The organism is Pseudomonas sp. NY15374 (genome assembly GCF_048068255.1).
Taxonomy (GTDB): domain Bacteria; phylum Pseudomonadota; class Gammaproteobacteria; order Pseudomonadales; family Pseudomonadaceae; genus Aquipseudomonas; species Aquipseudomonas machongensis.
The window spans coordinates 38,138-59,390 of the sequence record NZ_JBLUPZ010000018.1 but is presented as its reverse complement, the minus strand read 5'-3'; the positions used below and the strand labels follow the sequence as shown (position 1 = coordinate 59,390).

The window sequence follows — 21,253 nt, the reverse complement described above, 5'->3', positions numbered from 1 at the left end:
CGTATCCATACGGCACTCCGCTTTTTTGCAACCTGCGATCGCCCCTTCATGCGTCATTTACGGGAGGTCTTCTTGACAAAGCCAGCCATACTCGCCCTTGCTGATGGCAGCATTTTTCGCGGTGAGGCCATTGGGGCCGACGGGCAAACCGTTGGTGAGGTGGTGTTCAACACCGCTATGACCGGCTACCAGGAAATCCTTACAGACCCTTCCTACGCCCAGCAAATCGTTACCCTGACTTACCCGCACATCGGCAATACCGGCACCACCGCCGAAGACGCCGAGTCCGATCGCGTCTGGTCCGCGGGCCTGGTGATTCGCGACCTGCCGCTGCTGGCCAGCAACTGGCGTAACACCCAGTCCCTGCCGGACTACCTCAAGGCCAACAATGTCGTGGCCATCGCCGGTATCGATACCCGTCGCCTGACCCGCATCCTGCGTGAGAAAGGCGCACAGAACGGCTGCATTCTGGCCGGTGACGATATCAGCGAAGAGGCCGCCATCGCGGCTGCACGTGCCTTCCCTGGCCTCAAGGGCATGGATTTGGCCAAAGTGGTCAGCACCAAGGAGCGCTACGAGTGGCGTTCCAGCGTGTGGGAGCTGAAGACCGACAGCCACCCGACCCTCGAAGCGTCCGAGCTGCCGTATCATGTCGTCGCTTACGACTACGGCGTCAAGCTGAACATCCTGCGCATGCTGGTTGCTCGCGGCTGCCGCGTGACCGTGGTACCTGCCCAGACGCCGGCAAGCGAAGTGCTGGCCCTCAACCCTGACGGCGTGTTCCTGTCCAACGGCCCTGGCGATCCCGAGCCGTGCGACTACGCGATCCAGGCGATCAAAGAGATTCTCGAGACCGAGACTCCGGTGTTCGGCATCTGCCTCGGCCACCAGTTGCTGGCCCTGGCCTCCGGTGCCAAGACCGTCAAGATGGGGCACGGCCATCACGGTGCCAACCACCCGGTCCAGGACCTGGATACCGGTGTGGTCATGATCACCAGCCAGAACCACGGTTTCGCCGTCGACGAAGCCACCCTGCCGGGCAATGTGCGCGCCATCCACAAGTCGCTGTTCGACGGCACCCTGCAGGGTATCGAGCGTACCGACAAGAGCGCGTTCAGCTTCCAGGGCCACCCTGAAGCGAGCCCAGGCCCGACCGATGTCGCGCCACTGTTCGATCGTTTCATCGATGCCATGGCCAAGCGCCGCTGAGCATCCTGCATCAAGGCCCCGGACCGGCACGCGCCGCGTCCGGAAGCGCCTGACCCAGATTGTTCAAGACGGCTTGCCGACTGACCCGCGGATTTGAGTGACAACCATGCCAAAACGTACAGACATCAAAAGCATCCTGATTCTCGGCGCTGGCCCGATCGTGATCGGCCAGGCCTGCGAATTCGACTATTCCGGCGCCCAGGCCTGTAAAGCCCTGCGCGAGGAAGGTTTCCGCGTCATCCTGGTGAACTCCAACCCGGCCACCATCATGACCGACCCGGCCATGGCCGACGCCACCTACATCGAGCCGATCAAGTGGCAATCGGTGGCCAAGATCATCGAAAAGGAGCGCCCTGACGCGGTGCTGCCAACCATGGGCGGCCAGACGGCACTGAACTGTGCCCTGGACCTGGAGCGCCACGGCGTTCTGGAAAAGTTCGGTGTAGAGATGATCGGTGCCAACGCCGACACCATCGACAAGGCCGAAGACCGTTCGCGCTTCGACAAGGCGATGAAGGACATCGGCCTGGAGTGCCCGCGCTCCGGTATCGCCCACAGCATGGAAGAGGCCTACGCGGTTCTCGAAAAACTGGGCTTCCCGTGCATCATCCGTCCTTCGTTCACCATGGGTGGCACCGGTGGCGGCATCGCCTACAACCGTGAAGAATTCGAAGAAATCTGCACTCGTGGCCTGGACCTGTCGCCGACCAAGGAATTGCTGATCGACGAGTCGCTGATCGGCTGGAAGGAATACGAGATGGAGGTGGTCCGCGACAAGAAGGACAACTGCATCATCGTCTGCTCCATCGAGAACTTCGACCCGATGGGCGTGCACACCGGTGACTCCATCACCGTTGCTCCCGCACAGACCCTGACCGACAAGGAATACCAGATCATGCGCAACGCCTCGCTGGCGGTGCTGCGTGAGATCGGCGTCGAAACCGGCGGTTCCAACGTGCAGTTCGGTATCTGCCCGAACACCGGCCGCATGGTCGTGATCGAGATGAACCCGCGGGTTTCGCGCTCGTCCGCCCTGGCTTCGAAAGCGACTGGCTTCCCGATCGCCAAGATCGCCGCCAAGCTGGCCATCGGCTACACCCTTGACGAACTGCAGAATGACATCACCGGTGGTCGTACCCCGGCGTCCTTCGAGCCGTCCATCGACTACGTCGTCACCAAACTGCCACGCTTCGCTTTCGAGAAATTCCCGAAAGCCGACGCCCGCCTGACCACCCAGATGAAGTCGGTCGGTGAAGTCATGGCCATTGGCCGTACCTTCCAGGAGTCCCTGCAGAAAGCCCTGCGCGGCCTGGAAGTTGGCGCCTGCGGCCTGGACCCGAAAGTCGACCTGGCCAGCGCCGGTGCTGCCAGCATCCTCAAACGCGAACTGACCGTACCGGGCGCCGAGCGTATCTGGTACGTGGCTGACGCCATCCGCTCGGGCATGACGATCGAAGCAATCTTCGAGCTGACCGGTATCGACCTGTGGTTCCTGGTGCAGATGGAAGATCTGATCAAGGAAGAAGAGAAGGTCAAGACCCTGGCCCTGTCGGCCATCGACAAGGACTACATGCTGCGCCTCAAGCGCAAGGGCTTCTCGGATCAGCGCCTGGCCAAGCTGCTCGGCATCACTGACAAGAACCTGCGTCGTCACCGCCACAAGCTGGAAGTGTTCCCGGTCTACAAGCGCGTCGACACCTGCGCGGCCGAGTTCGCCACCGACACCGCCTACCTGTACTCCACCTACGAGGAAGAGTGCGAGGCCAACCCGTCGACCCGCGACAAGATCATGATCCTGGGTGGTGGCCCGAACCGTATCGGCCAAGGTATCGAGTTCGACTACTGCTGCGTACACGCAGCCCTTGCCCTGCGTGAAGACGGTTACGAGACCATCATGGTCAACTGCAACCCGGAAACCGTCTCCACCGACTACGACACCTCCGATCGCCTGTACTTCGAGCCGCTGACCCTGGAAGACGTGCTGGAAGTCTGCCGCGTCGAGAAGCCGAAGGGCGTGATCGTCCATTACGGCGGCCAGACCCCGCTGAAACTGGCCCGTGCCCTGGAAGAAGCCGGTGTGCCGATCATCGGTACCAGCCCGGACGCCATCGACCGCGCCGAAGACCGCGAGCGCTTCCAGCAGATGGTGCAGCGCCTGAACCTGCTGCAGCCGCCAAACGCCACCGTGCGCAGCGAAGAAGAAGCCATCAACGCTGCTGGTGGCATCGGCTACCCGCTGGTCGTGCGCCCGTCGTACGTCCTGGGTGGTCGCGCCATGGAGATCGTCTACGAGCTGGACGAGCTCAAGCGCTACCTGCGCGAAGCGGTCCAGGTGTCCAACGACAGCCCGGTCCTGCTCGACCACTTCCTCAACTGCGCCATCGAGATGGACGTGGACGCTGTCTGCGACGGCACCGACGTGGTGATCGGCGCGATCATGCAGCACATCGAACAGGCTGGCGTTCACTCCGGTGACTCGGCGTGCTCGCTGCCACCTTACTCGCTGAGCCAGCAAGTGCAGGACGAAGTCCGCGAACAGGTCAAGAAAATGGCCCTGGAACTGGGCGTTGTCGGCCTGATGAACGTGCAGCTGGCTCTGCAGGGCGACAAGATCTACGTGATCGAAGTCAACCCGCGCGCCTCGCGTACCGTACCGTTCGTGTCCAAGTGCATCGGCACCTCGCTGGCGATGATCGCGGCCCGCGTCATGGCTGGTAAAACTCTCAAGGAGCTGGGCTTCACCCAGGAAATCATCCCGAACTTCTACAGCGTCAAGGAAGCCGTCTTCCCGTTCGCCAAGTTCCCAGGGGTTGACCCGATCCTCGGCCCTGAGATGAAATCGACCGGTGAAGTCATGGGTGTCGGTGACAGCTTCGGTGAAGCCTTCGCCAAGGCCCAGATGGGGGCCAGCGAAGTGCTGCCGACCGGCGGTACCGCGTTCATCAGCGTGCGTGACGACGACAAGCCACAAGTGGCTGGCGTTGCCCGCGACCTGATCGCCCTGGGCTTCGAAGTGGTTGCTACTGCCGGCACCGCCAAGGTTATCGAAGCGGCTGGCCTGAAAGTGCGCCGTGTGAACAAGGTGACCGAGGGTCGTCCGCACGTGGTCGACATGATCAAGAACGACGAAGTGTCGCTGATCATCAACACCACCGAAGGCCGCCAATCGATCGCCGATTCCTACTCGATTCGTCGCAATGCGCTGCAGCACAAGATCTACTGCACGACCACCATTGCGGCAGGTGAAGCCATCTGCGAGGCGCTGAAATTCGGTCCCGAGAAGACCGTTCGTCGCCTGCAGGATCTGCATGCAGGACTCAAAGCATGAGCATTACCAAGTACCCGATGACCGTCCAGGGCGCTCGCGCCCTGGAAGAAGAGCTTTTGTTCCTGAGCAAGACCGAACGTCCACGTCTGAGCCAGGCGATCGGCGAGGCTCGTGAGCTCGGCGATCTCAAGGAAAATGCCGAGTACCACGCCGCCCGTGAGGAGCAGGGCATGGTCGAGGCGCGTATCCGCGACATCGAAGGCCGTCTGCAGAACTCGGTGGTGATCGATGTCACCACCATCGCCCATACCGGCAAGGTGATTTTCGGGACCACCGTGGACCTGGAGAATACCGAGACCGGCGATCAGGTGACCTACCAGATCGTTGGCGAGGATGAAGCGGACATCAAGAAAGGCAAGCTCTCGGCGAGCGCGCCTATCGCCCGTGCCATCATTGGCAAGGAAGAGGGTGATACGGTCGTGGTCAAGACGCCGAGCGGCACCGTCGAGTACGAGATTGTCGAAGTCAAGCACATCTAATCGGCGCCAGCGCGCGCCGTCCCTCGAGGGCATCCTCTGGCAACTGGCCCAGGTATTCTGGGTCGGTGGTCTGTGGGTGTTTCATGTGGGGCTGGTGCCGGCGCTGAAGGTCAGCGGCCTTGCGCCATTATTGGTGCAGGACATCGCCGGGCAGATCGATCGCTGGTTGATCGGCGTGGCGCTGCTCGGGCTGTTGACCCAGTTGGCAGTGCTGGCGAGGGTGGATGGCCTGGCGGCTTGGTGGCGGCAGTTCCGCGGCCAGATGCTGTTGCTCGGCTTTGGTGCCTGTGTCGGCTACTACACGCTGCGCTACGGGATTTCCGTAGGGGAGCGCTGGCAGATGTTCTGTTTCCTGGTGCTGGGCTTTTCTGGCATCGTGCTGGTGGCCCAGCCGGTCCCGGTCAGGGTGCGCAAGGCGCGCCACTGACCGGCGCCACCCTTACTTGTAGCGGTGGATGTTGGACAGCTGCTTGTTCGGCTGTGGGTTCTTGCGATAGATCAGTGCCTTCTTGCCAATGGTCTGTACCAGCTCGGCACGGCCTGCCTTGCACAGTGCTGCAATAGCGGCGGCGCGCTCTTCGCGATCTTCCGAGCGAATTTCGACCTTGATCAGCTCGTGATCGGCCAGCGCACGCTCCAGTTCGGCGATCACGCCTTCATTCAAGCCGTTACCGGCAACGATCAGGACCGGTTTCAGGTCGTGACCAATAGACTTGTACTGTTTCTTCTGCTCGTTATTGAGCGGCATAATCTGACCCTTTTCGTCTGATTCTGTAAAATTGGTGGCCATTTTACCCGAGGGCCACTGGCTCCGCCCAGTCAATCACGACGCTAATCATCGAGGTGCCCCGTGGCGCAGCGTTCCAAAAGCAGCCATAACTGGCTGAGAGAGCATTTCAACGATCCTTTCGTCAAGCAGGCGCAGAAGGACGGCTACCGCTCGCGTGCGAGCTACAAACTGCTGGAGATCCAGGAAAAGGACCGCCTCATCCGCCCCGGCATGAGCGTTATCGACCTTGGTGCTGCGCCGGGCGGCTGGTCGCAGGTGACCAGTCGTCTGATTGGTGGTCAAGGACGTCTGATTGCCTCCGACATCCTGGAAATGGACTCGATCCCTGACGTGACCTTCATCCAGGGCGATTTCACCCAGGATTCGGTACTCGAGCAGATTCTCCAGGCGGTCGGCGATTCGCATGTGGACCTTGTGATTTCCGATATGGCCCCCAATATGAGTGGTACGCCCGCTGTGGACATGCCGCGAGCCATGTTCCTTTGCGAACTCGCCCTGGATCTGGCAACCCGTGTGCTCAAGCCCGGTGGTGACTTCCTGATCAAGATTTTCCAGGGAGAAGGCTTCGATGTGTACCTCAAGGACGTGCGCAGCAAGTTCGACAAGGTGCAGATGCGCAAGCCGTCGTCCTCTCGGGATCGGTCCCGTGAACAGTACTTGCTGGCCAGGGGGTACAAGGGCGAGTGAGCGGGCGCTTGCGGGCTGGCCGATAGTTATTTCCAATCGGCCGCGGCCTCAGGATCGTCCGAACTTCGTGTAGTCTAGGTTTCACAAAGGGTTACAGACGGTGCCTGCGGATGCGCAGGTAATGTAGTAAGTTAGGGCGGTGAATATCATGCGAGGCACGGCTGCGTCGTGCGCCGACCTCAGAGGGTAGCTAATTGAACGACATGGCAAAGAATCTGATCCTGTGGTTGATCATCGCGGCTGTCCTCGTGACGGTGATGAACAACTTCTCCAGCCCTAACGAGCCGCAGACCCTCAACTATTCCGACTTCATCCAGCAGGTCAAGGACGGTAAGGTCGAGCGTGTGACCGTCGACGGCGCCGTCATCACCGGCAAGCGTACCGATGGCGACAACTTCAAGACCGTTCGTCCGGCCATTGCCGACAACGGCCTGATCGGCGACCTGGTCGACAATCATGTCGTGATCGAAGGCAAGCAACCCGAACAGCAGAGCATCTGGACCCAGCTGCTGGTCGCCAGCTTCCCGATCCTCGTGATCATCGCCGTGTTCATGTTCTTCATGCGCCAGATGCAAGGCGGTGCGGGCGGCAAGGGCGGGCCGATGAGCTTCGGCAAGAGCAAGGCGCGCCTGCTCTCCGAAGACCAGGTGAAAACCACCCTGGCCGATGTCGCGGGTTGCGACGAAGCCAAGGAAGAAGTCGGCGAGCTGGTCGAGTTTCTGCGTGATCCAGGCAAATTCCAGCGCCTGGGCGGTCGTATCCCACGTGGCGTGCTGATGGTCGGCCCGCCCGGCACCGGTAAGACCTTGCTGGCCAAGGCCATCGCCGGTGAGGCGAAAGTGCCGTTCTTCACCATTTCCGGTTCCGATTTCGTCGAAATGTTCGTCGGTGTCGGTGCCAGCCGTGTTCGTGACATGTTCGAGCAGGCGAAGAAACACGCGCCGTGCATCATCTTCATCGACGAGATCGACGCTGTCGGTCGCCACCGTGGCGCCGGCATGGGTGGCGGTCACGACGAGCGCGAGCAGACACTGAACCAGTTGCTGGTCGAGATGGATGGCTTCGAGATGAACGATGGCATCATCGTCATCGCTGCGACCAACCGACCTGATGTGCTCGACCCGGCGCTGCTGCGTCCTGGTCGCTTCGACCGCCAGGTGGTGGTCGGCCTGCCGGATATCCGTGGTCGCGAGCAGATTCTCAAGGTGCACATGCGCAAGGTGCCGGTCGGCGAGAACGTCAACGCCGCCGTCATTGCCCGTGGTACCCCCGGCTTCTCCGGTGCCGATCTTGCCAACCTGGTCAACGAGGCGTCGCTGTTCGCCGCTCGCTCCAGCAAGCGCCTGGTCGAGATGAAGGAGTTCGAGCTGGCCAAGGACAAGATCATGATGGGCGCCGAGCGCAAGACCATGGTCATGTCCGAGAAAGAGAAGCAGAACACGGCTTATCACGAGGCCGGTCACGCCATCGTTGGTCGTGTCGTGCCTGAGCATGACCCGGTGTACAAGGTCTCGATCATTCCGCGCGGTCGTGCGCTCGGTGTGACCATGTTCCTGCCCGAGGAAGACCGGTACAGCCTCTCCAAGCGTGCGCTGATCAGCCAGATCTGCTCGCTGTATGGCGGCCGTATCGCCGAGGAGATGACCCTGGGCTTCGATGGCGTCACCACGGGTGCGTCCAACGACATCATGCGTGCCAGCCAGATCGCCCGGAACATGGTCACCAAGTGGGGCCTGTCCGAGAAGCTCGGTCCGTTGATGTACGCCGAAGAAGAGGGCGAGGTGTTCCTTGGTCGTAGTGCTGGCAGCCAGCACGCCAGCGTCTCCGGCGAGACCGCCAAGTTGATCGATTCCGAAGTGCGCAGCATCATCGATCAGTGCTATGCCACCGCCAAGCAGATCCTCACCGACAACCGCGACAAGCTTGACGCGATGGCCGAGGCCCTGATGAAGTACGAAACCATCGATGCCGACCAGATCGACGACATCATGGCAGGTCGTACGCCGCGCGAGCCGCGCGACTGGGACAACGATGCCGGTACCTCCGGCAACCAGGCGTCCCAGGGCGATCGTCCAGAGTCGCCGATCGGTGGTCCGGCGGCTCAACACTAAGGGTTCATATGACCTCTCAGCAGTACCCGACCCGGTTGCCTTGCGGCAACCGGGTTCTTGATTTGTCCCGTACCCATGTCATGGGTATTCTCAATGTCACCCCTGATTCATTTTCCGACGGCGGTCGCTTCAGTCGCCGTGACGAGGCCTTGCGCCATGCCGAGGCCATGGTCGCGGCGGGTGCCACGCTTATCGATGTAGGTGGCGAGTCTACTCGTCCCGGCGCTCGCGCAGTGTCGCCCGTCGAGGAGCTGGAGCGGGTCGCTCCGATCGTCGAGGCGATCAGCAGTCGCCTTGATGTCATCATCTCCGTCGATACCTCTACGCCCGCGGTAATGCGCGAGACGGCTCGGCTTGGTGCCGGGCTGATCAACGATGTGCGCGCCCTGGAACGCGATGGTGCGCTGGATGCTGCGGCCGACACCGGCCTGCCGGTATGCCTGATGCACATGCGCGGTGAGCCGGGTAACATGCAGGACAATCCGCGGTATGACGACGTCACCCAAGAGGTGGCTAGCTATCTGGAGCGGCGTATGGCTGCTTGCGCGGCAGTCGGCATCGGTGCGGAACGAATCATTCTTGATCCGGGATTCGGGTTCGCCAAGAACCTGGCGCACAACCTGAGCCTGTTCAAGCATATGGAAGCACTCTATCGCCTGGGACGGCCGCTGCTGGTGGGCGTCTCGCGCAAGAGCATGATCGGCCAGGCGCTGGATCGTCCGGTCGGCGAGCGGCTGTACGGCAGCCTCGCACTGGCGGCATTGGCCATGACCATGGGGACGAGCATCCTGCGCGTACATGATGTGGCCGAGACCGTCGATGTGGTGCGCATGATCGCTGCGGTACAGAGCGCCGAATAAGAACGTTTGGAGTTTCTATGAGCAGAAAATACTTTGGTACCGATGGTATCCGTGGCCGCGTTGGCGAATATCCGATCACTCCCGACTTCATGCTGAAGCTCGGCTGGGCGGCGGGCATGGCCTTCCGCAAGCAGGGCAACTGCCGCGTTCTGGTGGGCAAGGATACCCGTATCTCCGGCTACATGTTCGAGTCGGCTCTGGAGGCCGGCCTCTCGGCTGCCGGCGCTGACGTGATGCTCCTCGGGCCGATGCCGACCCCGGCCATCGCCTACCTGACCCGTACCTTCCATGCTGAAGCGGGTATCGTCATCAGTGCTTCGCACAATCCGCATGATGACAACGGCATCAAGTTCTTCTCGGGCAACGGTACCAAGCTGCCAGACGAGGTCGAGCTGATGATCGAGGAGTTGCTCGATCAGCCGATGAATGTGGTCGAGTCGAGCAAACTGGGCAAGGTTTCTCGCATCAACGACGCTGCCGGTCGCTACATCGAGTTCTGCAAGAGCAGCGTGCCTAGCAGCACTGATTTCGCCGGCCTCAAGTTGGTCGTCGATTGCGCCCATGGTGCCACCTACAAGGTCGCTCCCAGCGTGTTCCGCGAGCTGGGTGCCGATGTCACTGTGCTGCATGCCCAGCCTGATGGTTTGAACATCAACGAGGGCTGTGGCTCCACGCATATCGAGTCGTTGCAGGCGGCCGTGCTGGTGGGGCATGCCGATCTGGGTATTGCCTTCGATGGCGATGGCGACCGTGTACTGATGGTCGACCATACGGGAGCGATCGTCGACGGTGACGAGCTGCTGTTCATCATTGCCCGCGACCTGCAGGAGCGAGGCAAGCTGCAGGGTGGGGTAGTTGGCACGCTCATGAGTAACCTGGGCCTGGAGCTGGCGCTCAAGGACCTCGACATTCCATTCGCACGCGCCAAGGTCGGTGACCGCTATGTCATGGCCGAGCTGCTTGAACGCGAATGGCTGCTCGGTGGTGAGAACTCCGGCCATGTGGTGTGCTGCAACCACACCACCACAGGCGACGCGATCATTGCGGCACTGCAGGTGTTGATGGCGCTCAAGCGTCGTGGTGAAAACCTTGCCCAGGCCCGTCAGGCGATTCGCAAATGCCCGCAGGTACTGATCAATGTCCGTTATGCCGCCGGTAGTGCCGATCCGCTGGAAAATCCTGCCGTGCAGGAAGCCAGTGCCAAGGTCACTGAGGCGATGGCTGGCCGTGGCCGTGTGCTGCTGCGCAAGTCCGGGACCGAGCCGCTGCTGCGGGTGATGGTCGAGGGCGACGACGAAAGTCAGGTGCGCAGCCATGCCGAAGCCTTGGCCAAGGTCGTTGCAGAAGTTTGTGCCTGAAAGACGCTTGCCAGCGCGATTCTGGTTGGGTAAGATCTGCGCCCACTTTGACCGACGAGGTAGAGCATGCGTCGCCCCATGGTAGCTGGTAACTGGAAGATGCACGGTACCCGCGCCAGCGTCGCTGAGCTGAGCCTGAGCCTGAGTAATCTGGCTCTTCCGAGTGGTGTCGAAGTTGCGGTGTTTCCGCCGTCGTTGTTCATCAATCAAGTCATTGATGAGTTGAGCGGCAAGGGGATCATCGTTGGCGCACAGAATTCTGCAGTACAGCCCGAACAGGGTGCGCTGACAGGTGAAGTTGCACCTAGTCAGTTGGCTGAAGTCGGTTGCAAGTTGGTGTTGATTGGCCATTCGGAGCGTCGCCAGATTATTGGTGAAACGGACGAAGTGCTAAATCGCAAGTTTGCAGCCGCACAGGCAAGTGGTTTGAAGCCGGTGCTCTGCGTAGGGGAAACTCTCGAGGAGCGCGAGGCTGGCAAGACGCTCGAAGTTGTCGGGCGTCAACTAAGCAGTGTTATCGATGCATTCGGTATCAAGGCTTTTGCCAATGCAGTAATTGCCTATGAGCCTGTATGGGCCATTGGCACTGGTTTGACGGCCTCGCCTCAGCAAGCCCAGGATGTGCATGCTGCCATCCGTGCGCAGCTGAAGGCGCTGGACGCCGAAGTTGCAGCGAATGCGCAACTTCTCTACGGCGGTAGCGTGAAGGCGGCCAATGCGGCCGAACTGTTCGGCATGCCGGATATTGATGGGGGGCTCATTGGTGGAGCATCCCTGAACGCAGACGAATTCGGTGCAATTTGTCGCGCCGCAGGAAACTGAACATATGCTGGAAACAGTCGTAGTTGTTTTTCATCTGTTGGCTGCACTGGCGCTGGTAGCGCTGGTTCTGATGCAACAGGGTAAAGGTGCGGAAGCAGGTGCATCTTTCGGCGCAGGTGCTTCAAATACTGTGTTCGGAAGCCAAGGTTCTGCTACCTTCCTGAGTAAATTTACTGCTATACTTGCTGCCACTTTCTTTTTGACTGCACTTGGGTTAGGATACTTCGCCAAGCAGCAGGCACACCAGCTGACTCAAGCCGGTTTGCCAGATCCAGCAGTGCTGGAAGTTAAAGAGCAAAAGCCGGCAGTAAATGATGATGTACCGGTGCTCCAGGAACAGAAGAGTGAAGCCGCCCCAAAAGGTGACGTCCCTCCTCCTACCGAAGAGCAGAAGTAACGGGTTTCAAGATGTAATATTGCCGAGGTGGTGGAATTGGTAGACACGCAACCTTGAGGTGGTTGTGCCCATAGGGTGTAGGGGTTCGAGTCCCCTTCTCGGTACCAATTGAAGCATGAGAGCCCGCTTTAGCGGGCTTTCTTGCAGGTGGAGGTCGGATTGACCCTGCACAGGGTTCGGTCTTATACTTTCGCCCCAGCTTTGTCGCGGGGTGGAGCAGCTTGGTAGCTCGTCGGGCTCATAACCCGAAGGTCGTTGGTTCAAATCCAGCCCCCGCAACCAGCTTCAGCGGAGCCCCTTTTCAGGGGCTTTTTGCTAGCTGAACAGTTCTTCGCGTCGTTGTTCAACGGCGCTTTCAGGGATGGGCGCTTCGCCCATTTTTTATTTGCACAGCATGCACGAGGGGGTTCAGGTGTCGAGCAAGCTAGAACAGTTGCAGGCCTTGTTGGCCCCGGTTGTCGAGGGTCTGGGCTATCAGTGCTGGGGGATCGAATACGTTTCCCAGGGTAAGCATTCGGTACTACGCATCTATATCGACAAGGAAGACGGCATCCTGGTGGACGACTGCGAAGCGGTCAGCCGTCAGGCCAGCGCCATTCTTGATGTGGAAGATCCGATCAGCAGTGAATACACCCTTGAGGTGTCCTCTCCAGGCATGGATCGCCCGCTGTTCACACTGGAACAGTTTGCTTCGCATGCGGGCGAGCAAGTGAAGATCAAGCTGCGTACGCCCTTCGAGGGTCGTCGTAACTTCCAGGGCCTTCTCCGCGGTGTGGAGGATCAGGACGTGGTGATCCAGGTGGATACCAACGAATTCCTGCTGCCGATCGACTCGATCGACAAGGCCAATATTATTCCCAGTTTTGACTGAGACGTGCCGGGCCCGGCGGACATTCCGGGCCTAATGGCTTGCGCAAGGCGAGGCGTACGATGAGCAAAGAAGTACTGCTGGTTGTTGAATCGGTATCCAACGAAAAGGGTGTACCACCCGGCGTCATTTTCGAAGCGCTGGAAGTGGCCCTGGCTACTGCAACCAAAAAACGTTTTGAAGACGAAGTCGATCTGCGTGTGGAAATCAACCGCCACACCGGTAGCTACGAGACCTTCCGTCGCTGGACCGTGGTCGACGAAAACGACCTGGACGATCCGGCGATCGAAACCTGGCTGGACAAGATCAAGGACTCTCATCCGGACGCCAAGATTGGCGACGTGATCGAGGAGAAGATCGAGTCCATCGAGTTCGGTCGTATCGCCGCCCAGACCGCGAAGCAGGTCATCGTGCAGAAGGTTCGCGAGGCCGAGCGCGCCCAGGTGGTCGATGCCTACCGCGAGCGTGTCGGCGAGATCATCTCCGGTACCGTCAAGAAGGTCACTCGCGACAACGTCATCGTCGACTTGGGCAACAATGCCGAGGCGCTGCTGGCTCGCGAAGACATCATCCCGCGTGAGACTTTCCGCGTCGGTGTGCGCCTGCGTGCACTGCTCAAGGAAATCCGCACCGAGAACCGTGGTCCGCAATTGATCCTGTCGCGTACCGCACCGCAGATGCTGATCGAGCTGTTCCGCATCGAAGTGCCGGAAATCGCCGAGGGCCTGATCGAGGTGATGGCAGCGTCCCGTGATCCGGGTTCGCGCGCCAAGATCGCCGTTCGTTCCAAGGACAAGCGTATCGATCCTCAAGGCGCCTGCATCGGCATGCGGGGTTCGCGCGTCCAGGCAGTCTCCGGTGAGTTGGGTGGTGAGCGTGTGGATATCGTCCTGTGGGACGAGAACCCGGCACAGTTCGTCATCAACGCCATGTCGCCGGCCGAAGTTGCGGCGATCATCGTTGACGAGGATGCCCACGCAATGGACATCGCCGTTGCCGAGGACAACCTGGCGCAGGCTATCGGCCGCGGCGGTCAGAACGTTCGCCTGGCCAGTCAGCTGACTGGCTGGACCCTGAACGTGATGACCGAGAAGGATATCCAGGCCAAGCAGCAAGCTGAAACAGGTGACATCCTGCGTAACTTCATCGAGGAACTGGAAGTCGACGAAGAGCTGGCACAGGTGCTGGTCGACGAAGGCTTCACCAGCCTCGAAGAAATTGCTTACGTACCGTTGGAAGAAATGCTCAACATCGATGGCTTCGACGAGGAAATCGTCAACGAGCTGCGTGCTCGTGCCAAGGACCGTTTGTTGACCAAAGCCATCGCTACCGAAGAAAAACTGGCAGACGCCCATCCGGCCGAAGACCTGCTCTCCCTCGAGGGCATGGACAAGGACCTGGCGGCGGAACTGGCGGTGCGCGGCGTGGTTAACCGCGAAGACCTGGCCGAGCAGTCGATCGACGACCTGCTCGACATCGACGGCATCGACGAAGAGCGTGCCGGCAAGTTGATCATGGCCGCCCGAGCCCACTGGTTCGAGTAATTAGGCGCGGCCTGAGGAGAGAAGTGCATGACGCAAGTCACGGTGAAAGAACTGGCCCAAGAGGTCGAGGCACCGGTAGAGCGCCTGCTGCAGCAGATGCGTGAGGCAGGTCTGCCGCACACCGACGCCGGTCAGGTAGTGACCGACAATGAGAAGCAGGTTCTGCTGACTCATCTGAAGAGCAGCCACAAGAGCAAGGCGGAAGAGCCACGCAAGATTACCTTGCAGCGCAAGACCACCAGCACCCTGCGTGTCGCCGGTAGCAAGAGCATCAGCGTAGAAGTACGCAAGAAGAAAGTATTCGTGCAGCGCAGCCCGGAAGAGATCCAGGCCGAGCAGAAGCGTGAGGCTGAAGAGCGCCGTGCCGCTGAGAATGCTGCGCGTGAGAAGGTCGAGGCCGAGACTCGCCAGCGTAACGAAGAGCAGGCTCGCCGTCAGGCCGCCGAAGCTCCGGTTGCGGCGCCTGCGCCACGTGCCGAATCGGCTCCGGCTGCTGCCGAGCCTGTAGTGGCCGATGCCCCGGTGTCCGATGACGCCGCCGCACGTGCCGCCGAGCGCAAGAAGGACGAGAACCGTCGCAACGAAAACCGCACCCGTGACGACGACCGTCGTGGCGCCGGTGGTGAGCGTCGTGGCGAAGCCCCTCGCGTGTCGATCAAGGTCAAGGTCAAGGAGAAGGAAAAAGCTCCGACTCCGCGCGCTGCACCGCGCACCACTGACGAAGAGAGCGATGGCGCGCGTCGTGGCCGTGGCGGCAAGAGCAAGCTGAAGAAGCGCAACCAGCACGGCTTCCAGAGCCCGACTGGTCCGGTCATCCGTGATGTCAGCATCGGCGAGACCATCACCGTCTCCGAGCTGGCTCAGCAGATGTCGGTCAAGGCTGCCGAAGTCGTCAAGTTCATGTTCAAGCTGGGTACTCCGGTCACCATCAACCAGGTGCTTGACCAGGAGACCGCTCAGTTGGTCGCCGAAGAGCTGGGCCACAAGGTCACCCTGGTCAGCGATACCGCCCTGGAAGACTCCCTGGCCGAATCGCTGAAGTTCGAAGGTGAAGTCGAGTCCCGCGCGCCGGTCGTGACCGTCATGGGCCACGTCGACCACGGCAAGACCTCGCTGCTCGACTACATCCGTCGTGCCAAGGTCGCCGCTGGCGAAGCCGGTGGTATCACCCAGCACATCGGTGCCTACCACGTGGAAACCGACCGCGGCATGGTCACCTTCCTCGATACTCCGGGCCACGCTGCGTTTACCCAAATGCGTGCCCGCGGTGCCAAGGCGACCGACATCGTCATCCTGGTGGTGGCGGCGGACGACGGCGTGATGCCACAGACCCGTGAGGCCGTTCAGCATGCGAAAGCTGCTGGTGTTCCGCTGGTGGTCGCGGTGAACAAGATCGACAAGCCGGGTGCCGACCTCGATCGCATCCGCAACGAACTGGCCGTCGAAGGCGTGACCTCCGAGGACTGGGGTGGTGACACTCCGTTCGTCAAGGTTTCGGCGAAGATGGGTACCGGTGTCGACGAACTGCTCGAAGCCGTCCTGCTGCAAGCAGAGATTCTCGAGCTGACCGCCACCCCGACCGCACCTGGTCGTGGCGTTGTCGTCGAGTCGCGTCTGGACAAGGGCCGCGGTCCGGTCGCCACCATCCTGGTTCAGGACGGTACGCTGCGTCAGGGCGACATGGTTCTGGTTGGCTCCAACTATGGCCGCGTACGTGCCATGCTCGACGAGAACGGCAAGCCTGTGAAGGAAGCCGGCCCGTCGATCCCGGTCGAGATCCTCGGCCTGGATGGCACCCCGGAAGCCGGTGACGAGCTGTCCGTGGTCGCTGACGAGAAGAAGGCACGTGAAGTCGCCCTGTTCCGTCAAGGCAAGTACCGTGAGGTCAAGCTGGCCCGTGCTCACGCCGGCAAGCTGGAAAACATCTTCGAGACCATGGGTCAGGAAGAGAAGAAGACCCTCAACATCGTCCTCAAGACCGACGTGCGCGGCTCTCTGGAAGCACTCCAGGGCTCGCTCGGCAGCCTGGGCAACGACGAAGTTCAGGTGCGCGTCATCGGTGGCGGCGTCGGTGGTATCACCGAGAGCGACGCTAACCTGGCGCTGGCTTCGAATGCAGTACTGTTCGGCTTCAACGTGCGTGCCGATGCCGGCGCGCGCAAGATCGTCGAGCAGGAAGGTCTGGATATGCGTTACTACAACGTGATCTACGACATCATCGAAGACGTCAAGAAAGCCCTGACCGGCATGCTCGGCAGCGATGTTCGCGAGAACATCCTGGGTGTCGCCGAAGTGCGTGATGTGTTCCGTTCGCCGAAGTTCGGCGCCATCGCTGGCTGTATGGTCATCGAAGGTACCGTGTACCGCAACCGTCCGATCCGCGTACTGCGCGAGGACGTTGTGATCTTCGAAGGCGAGCTGGAATCGCTGCGTCGCTTCAAGGACGACGCCGCCGAAGTGCGTAACGGCATGGAGTGCGGTATCGGCGTCAAGAGCTACAACGACGTCAAGGTCGGCGACAAGATCGAAGTCTTCGAGAAAGTCCAGGTTGCCCGTACCCTGTAAGGGATGGGCGCGGCCCAGGCCCCGTCGCAAGGCGGCTGGCTGGGCCTCTGAAGGTAACGCCCGGTCAGGCACACCCGCCTGACCGGGCGTTTGCCGCTTTAAGATACAGGTAGCAAAAATGGCAAAAGAATATAGCCGTACCCAACGCATCGGCGACCAGATGCAGCGCGAGCTGGCCGAGTTGATCCGCCGTGAAGTCAAGGATCCACGTGTGGGCCTGGTGACCATCACCGCGGTCGACGTCAGTCGTGATCTCGGTCACGCCAAGGTCTTCATCACCGTGATGGGCCAGGATGACGCCGACGCCGTGCCCCAGACCCTCAAGGCGCTCAACAGTGCCGCCAGTTTCCTGCGTCTGCACCTCGGGCGGGCGATGCAACTGCGCAGCGTTCCACAACTGCATTTCCACTTCGATGAAAGTGTCAGCCGGGGTGTTCACCTCTCGGCACTGATCGAACGTGCGGTGGCTGAAGATCGCCTGCACAAGGATGCCGACGAGCTGGACACCAAGGAGTAAGCGGTGGCCCAGGTCAAACGTATCCGTCGTAACGTCAGCGGTATCATCCTGCTCGACAAGCCCTTGGGGTTCACCTCCAATGCAGCGTTGCAGAAGGTCCGCTGGCTGCTCAATGCAGAAAAGGCCGGCCATACCGGCAGCCTCGACCCACTGGCCACCGGTGTTTTGCCGCTGTGCTTCGGTGAGGCCACCAAGTTTTCGCAGTACCTGCTCGATTCCGACAAGGGCTACGAAACCGTCATGCAGCTGGGGCAGACTACCAGCACCGCGGACGCCGAAGGCGAGGTGCTGCAGACCCGCGAGGTGACCGTTGGTCGCGCCGATATCGAAGCCGCGATCCCGCGTTTTCGAGGTGAAATCCGCCAGGTGCCGCCGATGTACTCGGCGCTCAAGCGTGACGGCCAGCCGCTTTACAAGCTGGCGCGTGCAGGAGAGGTAGTGGAGCGCGAGGCGCGTTCTGTTACTATTAACCGCTTGGAGTTGCTCGAGTGCGAAGGCACCCGTGCGCGCCTCTCGGTCGGCTGCAGCAAAGGCACCTATATCCGCACCTTGGTCGAGGATATCGGTGAGGTGCTGGGCTGTGGTGCCTATGTCGCAGAACTGCGTCGCACCCAGGCCGGGCCTTTCGCCCTGGCACAGACCGTGACGCTCGAGGAGCTCGAGCAGGCGCATGCCGAAGGCGGCAACGAAGCACTCGATCGCTTCCTCATGCCGTCCGACAGCGGGCTGCAGGACTGGCCGCTGGTGCTGTTGTCCGAGCACAGCGCGTTCTACTGGCTGCACGGTCAGGCAGTGCGAGCACCGGACGCGCCGCAGTTCGGCATGGTCCGGGTACAGGATCACAATGGTCGCTTCATCGGTATCGGTGAAGTGAGCGAAGACGGGCGCATTGCGCCGCGTCGACTGATTCGGTCGGAATGACCGAAACCACAGGGCAAGGCTTCGGTCGTGCGCTGGGGAACCGAGGATGGCTGTCAGTAGGCACGGTCATACCTCTTTTTATTAATACAGGGATTCAAGTCCCTGGCCTATTGGACCCCGCTTGCGGGATCCGTTTATCAGGAGAAGCCAAATGGCCCTCAGCGTCGAAGAAAAAGCTCAGATCGTTGCCGATTACCAGCAAGCCGCCGGCGATACCGGTAGCCCGGAAGTGCAGGTTGCTCTGCTGACCGCCAACATCAACAAGCTGCAAGGCCACTTCAAGGCCAACGAAAAAGACCACCACTCCCGTCGTGGTCTGATCCGTATGGTCAACCAGCGTCGTAAGCTGCTGGATTACCTGAAGGGCAAAGACACCACTCGTTACAGCGCCCTGATCGGTCGCCTGGGCCTGCGTCGCTAATAGCGGACTGGCCAGTGGTGTGCATGGCGTGTCGCATGCTTGGGGAGCGCTGCTTGTCAGCGCTACCCTTGGACACGCCACGCGTATCTCCGAGGTTGGCAGCCTGATGCCGTCGAGCGAATTTTTCGCAAGACGCCCAGGCTCCCAGCCTCGTGTTGTATCTGGACGGTCGACGGAGTCGACACTCCCTTCCGCCCAAGAATTCGCAAGATCCCAGTTTTCCCAGTTCCCCCAAGAGCCACTGAAAAGGTAGGAAACCGTGAACCCGGTAATCAAGACGTTCCAGTTCGGTCAATCGACCGTCACTCTCGAAACGGGCCGCATTGCCCGTCAGGCCACCGGCGCCGTGCTGGTCACCGTCGACAACGATATCACCGTGCTGGTGACCGTGGTCGGTGCCAAGCAAGCCGATCCAGGCAAGGGCTTCTTCCCGCTGTCCGTGCACTATCAGGAAAAGACCTACGCCGCTGGCAAGATCCCTGGCGGTTTCTTCAAGCGTGAAGGCCGTCCTTCCGAGAAAGAAACCCTGACCTCGCGTCTGATCGACCGTCCGATTCGCCCGCTCTTCCCTGAAGGCTTCATGAACGAAGTGCAGGTCGTCTGCACCGTGGTTTCCACCAGCAAGAAGACCGATCCGGACATCGCTGCGATGATCGGTACCTCGGCTGCCCTGGCCATCTCCGGCATTCCGTTCGAAGGCCCGATCGGCGCCGCCCGCGTTGCCTTCCACGAAAGCACCGGCTACCTGCTTAACCCGACCTACGAGCAACTGGCTGCCTCGAGCCTGGACATGGTCGTTGCCGGTACCTCCGACGCCGTACTGATGGTCGAATCGGAAGCCCAGGAGCTGACCGAAGACCAGATGCTGGGCGCCGTGCTGTTCGCCCACGACGAGTTCCAGGCTGTGATCAAGGCCGTCAAGGAACTGGCCGCCGAAGCCGGCAAGCCAACCTGGGACTGGAAACCAGCCGTTGCCAACACTGCACTGTTCGACGCTATTCGTGCCGAGTTCGGTGAAGCCGTATCCCAGGGCTACACCATCACCGTCAAGGCCGACCGCTACGCGCGTCTGGGCGAGCTGCGTGACCAGGCCATCGCCAAGTTCTCCGGTGAAGAAGGCCAGCCATCGGCGAGCGAAGTCAAAGACATCTTCGGCGAAATCGAGTACCGCACCGTTCGCGAAAACATCGTCAACGGCAAGCCGCGTATCGACGGTCGCGACACCAAGACCGTACGTCCGCTGAACATCGAAGTCGGTGTTCTGCCCAAGACCCACGGTTCGGCACTGTTCACCCGTGGTGAAACCCAGGCCCTGGTCGTTGCCACCCTCGGCACCGCCCGTGACGCCCAGCTGCTGGACACTCTCGAAGGCGAGAAGAAAGACCCCTTCATGCTGCACTACAACTTCCCGCCGTTCTCGGTAGGCGAATGTGGTCGCATGGGCGGTGCTGGCCGTCGCGAGATCGGTCACGGCCGTCTGGCTCGTCGCTCGGTCCAGGCCATGCTGCCTGCCGCTGACGTGTTCCCGTACACCATCCGCGTCGTTTCGGAAATCACCGAATCCAACGGTTCGAGCTCCATGGCTTCGGTCTGCGGTGCTTCCCTGGCTCTGATGGACGCTGGCGTTCCGATGAAAGCGCCGGTTGCCGGTATCGCCATGGGCCTGGTCAAGGAAGGCGAGAAGTTCGCGATCCTGACCGACATCCTGGGTGACGAAGACCACCTGGGCGACATGGACTTCAAGGTTGCCGGTACCGCCAAAGGCGTGACCGCGCTGCAGATGGACATCAAGATCAACGGCATCACCGAAGAGATCATGGAGATCGCCCTGGGCCAGGCCCTGGAAGCTCGCCTGAACATCCTCGGCCAGATGAACCAGATCATCGGTCAGTCGCGTACCGAGCTGTCGGCCAACGCCCCGACCATGATCGCGATGAAGATCGACACCGACAAGATCCGTGACGTCATCGGTAAAGGCGGCGCCACCATCCGCGCCATCTGTGAAGAGACCAAGGCTTCGATCGACATCGAAGACGACGGCTCGATCAAGATCTTCGGCGAAACCAAGGAAGCGGCAGATGCTGCCAAGCAGCGCATCCTGGGTATCACTGCAGAAGCCGAGATCGGCAAGATCTACGTCGGCAAGGTCGAGCGTATCGTCGACTTCGGCGCCTTCGTCAACATCCTGCCAGGCAAGGACGGTCTGGTGCACATCTCCATGCTCAGCGATGCGCGTGTAGAGAAGGTTACCGACGTGCTGAAAGAAGGCCAGGAAGTCGAAGTACTGGTACTGGATGTGGACAACCGCGGCCGTATCAAGCTGTCGATCAAGGACGTCGCCGCTGCCAAGGCATCGGGTGTCTAAGCCTTATCGGC

General features: G+C 60.8%; 18 protein-coding genes and 2 tRNA genes. 19 read left to right on the top strand and 1 reads right to left on the bottom strand.

Annotation, left to right across the window (positions count from 1 at the left end):
- The first annotated feature begins 72 nt into the window (after nucleotides 1-72).
- The 4 genes from carA to ACNFHO_RS26395 all read left to right on the top strand — a co-directional run bounded on the left by carA (nucleotide 73) and on the right by ACNFHO_RS26395 (nucleotide 5,443).
- On the top strand, nucleotides 73-1,209 hold the full coding sequence (carA, locus tag ACNFHO_RS26410) for a glutamine-hydrolyzing carbamoyl-phosphate synthase small subunit (RefSeq protein WP_054892621.1): 1,137 nt from the start codon (nucleotides 73-75) through the stop codon (nucleotides 1,207-1,209).
- 106 nt (nucleotides 1,210-1,315) lie between these two features.
- Entirely contained in the window at nucleotides 1,316-4,537 is a 3,222-nt protein-coding gene (gene carB / locus ACNFHO_RS26405; RefSeq protein WP_416767856.1) for a carbamoyl-phosphate synthase large subunit, read from the top strand.
- Nucleotides 4,534-5,016, top strand: a complete 483-nt coding sequence (greA, locus tag ACNFHO_RS26400) for a transcription elongation factor GreA (RefSeq protein ID WP_162714345.1) — start codon at nucleotides 4,534-4,536, stop codon at nucleotides 5,014-5,016. The genes carB and greA overlap by 4 nt, the downstream gene beginning before the upstream one ends.
- On the top strand, nucleotides 4,994-5,443 hold the full coding sequence (locus tag ACNFHO_RS26395; RefSeq protein WP_416767854.1) for an MFS transporter: 450 nt from the start codon (nucleotides 4,994-4,996) through the stop codon (nucleotides 5,441-5,443). Before greA ends, ACNFHO_RS26395 begins: the two co-directional genes overlap by 23 nt.
- Before the next feature lie 12 nt (nucleotides 5,444-5,455).
- On the opposite strand, the gene yhbY is transcribed toward ACNFHO_RS26395, so the two are convergent.
- On the bottom strand, nucleotides 5,456-5,764 hold the full coding sequence (gene yhbY, locus ACNFHO_RS26390; protein WP_063542727.1) for a ribosome assembly RNA-binding protein YhbY: 309 nt from the start codon (nucleotides 5,762-5,764) through the stop codon (nucleotides 5,456-5,458).
- A 102-nt stretch (nucleotides 5,765-5,866) separates the two neighbouring features.
- Here yhbY and rlmE point away from each other — a divergent pair, with 102 nt between their 5' ends.
- The 15 genes from rlmE (at nucleotide 5,867) to pnp (ending at nucleotide 21,242) form a co-directional block, all read left to right on the top strand.
- Complete coding sequence (gene rlmE / locus ACNFHO_RS26385) at nucleotides 5,867-6,493, top strand: 23S rRNA (uridine(2552)-2'-O)-methyltransferase RlmE (protein ID WP_054892618.1); 627 nt, start codon at nucleotides 5,867-5,869, stop codon at nucleotides 6,491-6,493.
- Nucleotides 6,494-6,696: 203 nt separating this feature from the next.
- On the top strand, nucleotides 6,697-8,604 hold the full coding sequence (gene ftsH / locus ACNFHO_RS26380) for an ATP-dependent zinc metalloprotease FtsH (RefSeq protein ID WP_054892617.1): 1,908 nt from the start codon (nucleotides 6,697-6,699) through the stop codon (nucleotides 8,602-8,604).
- A gap of 8 nt (nucleotides 8,605-8,612) precedes the next feature.
- Complete coding sequence (folP, locus tag ACNFHO_RS26375; protein WP_054892616.1) at nucleotides 8,613-9,464, top strand: dihydropteroate synthase; 852 nt, start codon at nucleotides 8,613-8,615, stop codon at nucleotides 9,462-9,464.
- 17 nt (nucleotides 9,465-9,481) lie between these two features.
- Entirely contained in the window at nucleotides 9,482-10,822 is a 1,341-nt protein-coding gene (gene glmM / locus ACNFHO_RS26370; protein WP_063542729.1) for a phosphoglucosamine mutase, read from the top strand.
- Nucleotides 10,823-10,888: 66 nt separating this feature from the next.
- Nucleotides 10,889-11,644, top strand: coding sequence for a triose-phosphate isomerase (gene tpiA / locus ACNFHO_RS26365; protein WP_112897270.1), 756 nt, complete (start codon nucleotides 10,889-10,891; stop codon nucleotides 11,642-11,644).
- Between the two features lie 4 nt (nucleotides 11,645-11,648).
- Nucleotides 11,649-12,041: a preprotein translocase subunit SecG gene (secG, locus tag ACNFHO_RS26360; RefSeq protein WP_054892613.1), complete on the top strand. Its 393-nt coding sequence runs from the start codon at nucleotides 11,649-11,651 to the stop codon at nucleotides 12,039-12,041.
- 21 nt (nucleotides 12,042-12,062) lie between these two features.
- A tRNA-Leu gene (locus tag ACNFHO_RS26355) sits at nucleotides 12,063-12,148 on the top strand.
- Between the two features lie 98 nt (nucleotides 12,149-12,246).
- Nucleotides 12,247-12,323, top strand: a tRNA-Met gene (locus ACNFHO_RS26350).
- Nucleotides 12,324-12,453: 130 nt separating this feature from the next.
- Nucleotides 12,454-12,912: a ribosome maturation factor RimP gene (rimP, locus tag ACNFHO_RS26345; RefSeq protein WP_054892673.1), complete on the top strand. Its 459-nt coding sequence runs from the start codon at nucleotides 12,454-12,456 to the stop codon at nucleotides 12,910-12,912.
- Nucleotides 12,913-12,971: 59 nt separating this feature from the next.
- Nucleotides 12,972-14,453 carry a transcription termination factor NusA gene (nusA, locus tag ACNFHO_RS26340; protein ID WP_054892612.1) on the top strand — a complete coding sequence of 494 codons (1,482 nt, stop codon included), beginning with the start codon at nucleotides 12,972-12,974 and terminating at the stop codon, nucleotides 14,451-14,453.
- 27 nt (nucleotides 14,454-14,480) lie between these two features.
- A complete protein-coding gene (gene infB, locus ACNFHO_RS26335; protein WP_063542733.1) occupies nucleotides 14,481-17,018 on the top strand; it encodes a translation initiation factor IF-2 in 2,538 nt (845 codons plus the stop codon).
- Nucleotides 17,019-17,136: 118 nt separating this feature from the next.
- Nucleotides 17,137-17,535 carry a 30S ribosome-binding factor RbfA gene (rbfA, locus tag ACNFHO_RS26330; RefSeq protein WP_054892610.1) on the top strand — a complete coding sequence of 133 codons (399 nt, stop codon included), beginning with the start codon at nucleotides 17,137-17,139 and terminating at the stop codon, nucleotides 17,533-17,535.
- A 3-nt stretch (nucleotides 17,536-17,538) separates the two neighbouring features.
- Nucleotides 17,539-18,456, top strand: coding sequence for a tRNA pseudouridine(55) synthase TruB (truB, locus tag ACNFHO_RS26325; protein WP_065861581.1), 918 nt, complete (start codon nucleotides 17,539-17,541; stop codon nucleotides 18,454-18,456).
- Between the two features lie 151 nt (nucleotides 18,457-18,607).
- The gene (gene rpsO, locus ACNFHO_RS26320; protein ID WP_029613930.1) at nucleotides 18,608-18,877 is read left to right on the top strand and encodes a 30S ribosomal protein S15; all 270 of its coding nucleotides are present in this window, start codon (nucleotides 18,608-18,610) and stop codon (nucleotides 18,875-18,877) included.
- 259 nt (nucleotides 18,878-19,136) lie between these two features.
- The gene (gene pnp / locus ACNFHO_RS26315) at nucleotides 19,137-21,242 is read left to right on the top strand and encodes a polyribonucleotide nucleotidyltransferase (RefSeq protein ID WP_416767851.1); all 2,106 of its coding nucleotides are present in this window, start codon (nucleotides 19,137-19,139) and stop codon (nucleotides 21,240-21,242) included.
- The last annotated feature ends 11 nt before the right edge of the window (nucleotides 21,243-21,253 follow it).

Coding starts and splice junctions, on each gene's coding strand:
- carB (WP_416767856.1), top strand. CDS start 1,316: ATGCCAAAACGTACAGACATCAAAAGCATCCTGATTCTCGGCGCTGGC.
- greA (WP_162714345.1), top strand. CDS start 4,534: ATGAGCATTACCAAGTACCCGATGACCGTCCAGGGCGCTCGCGCCCTG.
- yhbY (WP_063542727.1), bottom strand. CDS start 5,764: ATGCCGCTCAATAACGAGCAGAAGAAACAGTACAAGTCTATTGGTCAC.
- ftsH (WP_054892617.1), top strand. CDS start 6,697: ATGGCAAAGAATCTGATCCTGTGGTTGATCATCGCGGCTGTCCTCGTG.
- folP (WP_054892616.1), top strand. CDS start 8,613: ATGACCTCTCAGCAGTACCCGACCCGGTTGCCTTGCGGCAACCGGGTT.
- glmM (WP_063542729.1), top strand. CDS start 9,482: ATGAGCAGAAAATACTTTGGTACCGATGGTATCCGTGGCCGCGTTGGC.
- tpiA (WP_112897270.1), top strand. CDS start 10,889: ATGCGTCGCCCCATGGTAGCTGGTAACTGGAAGATGCACGGTACCCGC.
- secG (WP_054892613.1), top strand. CDS start 11,649: ATGCTGGAAACAGTCGTAGTTGTTTTTCATCTGTTGGCTGCACTGGCG.
- nusA (WP_054892612.1), top strand. CDS start 12,972: ATGAGCAAAGAAGTACTGCTGGTTGTTGAATCGGTATCCAACGAAAAG.
- infB (WP_063542733.1), top strand. CDS start 14,481: ATGACGCAAGTCACGGTGAAAGAACTGGCCCAAGAGGTCGAGGCACCG.
- rbfA (WP_054892610.1), top strand. CDS start 17,137: ATGGCAAAAGAATATAGCCGTACCCAACGCATCGGCGACCAGATGCAG.
- rpsO (WP_029613930.1), top strand. CDS start 18,608: ATGGCCCTCAGCGTCGAAGAAAAAGCTCAGATCGTTGCCGATTACCAG.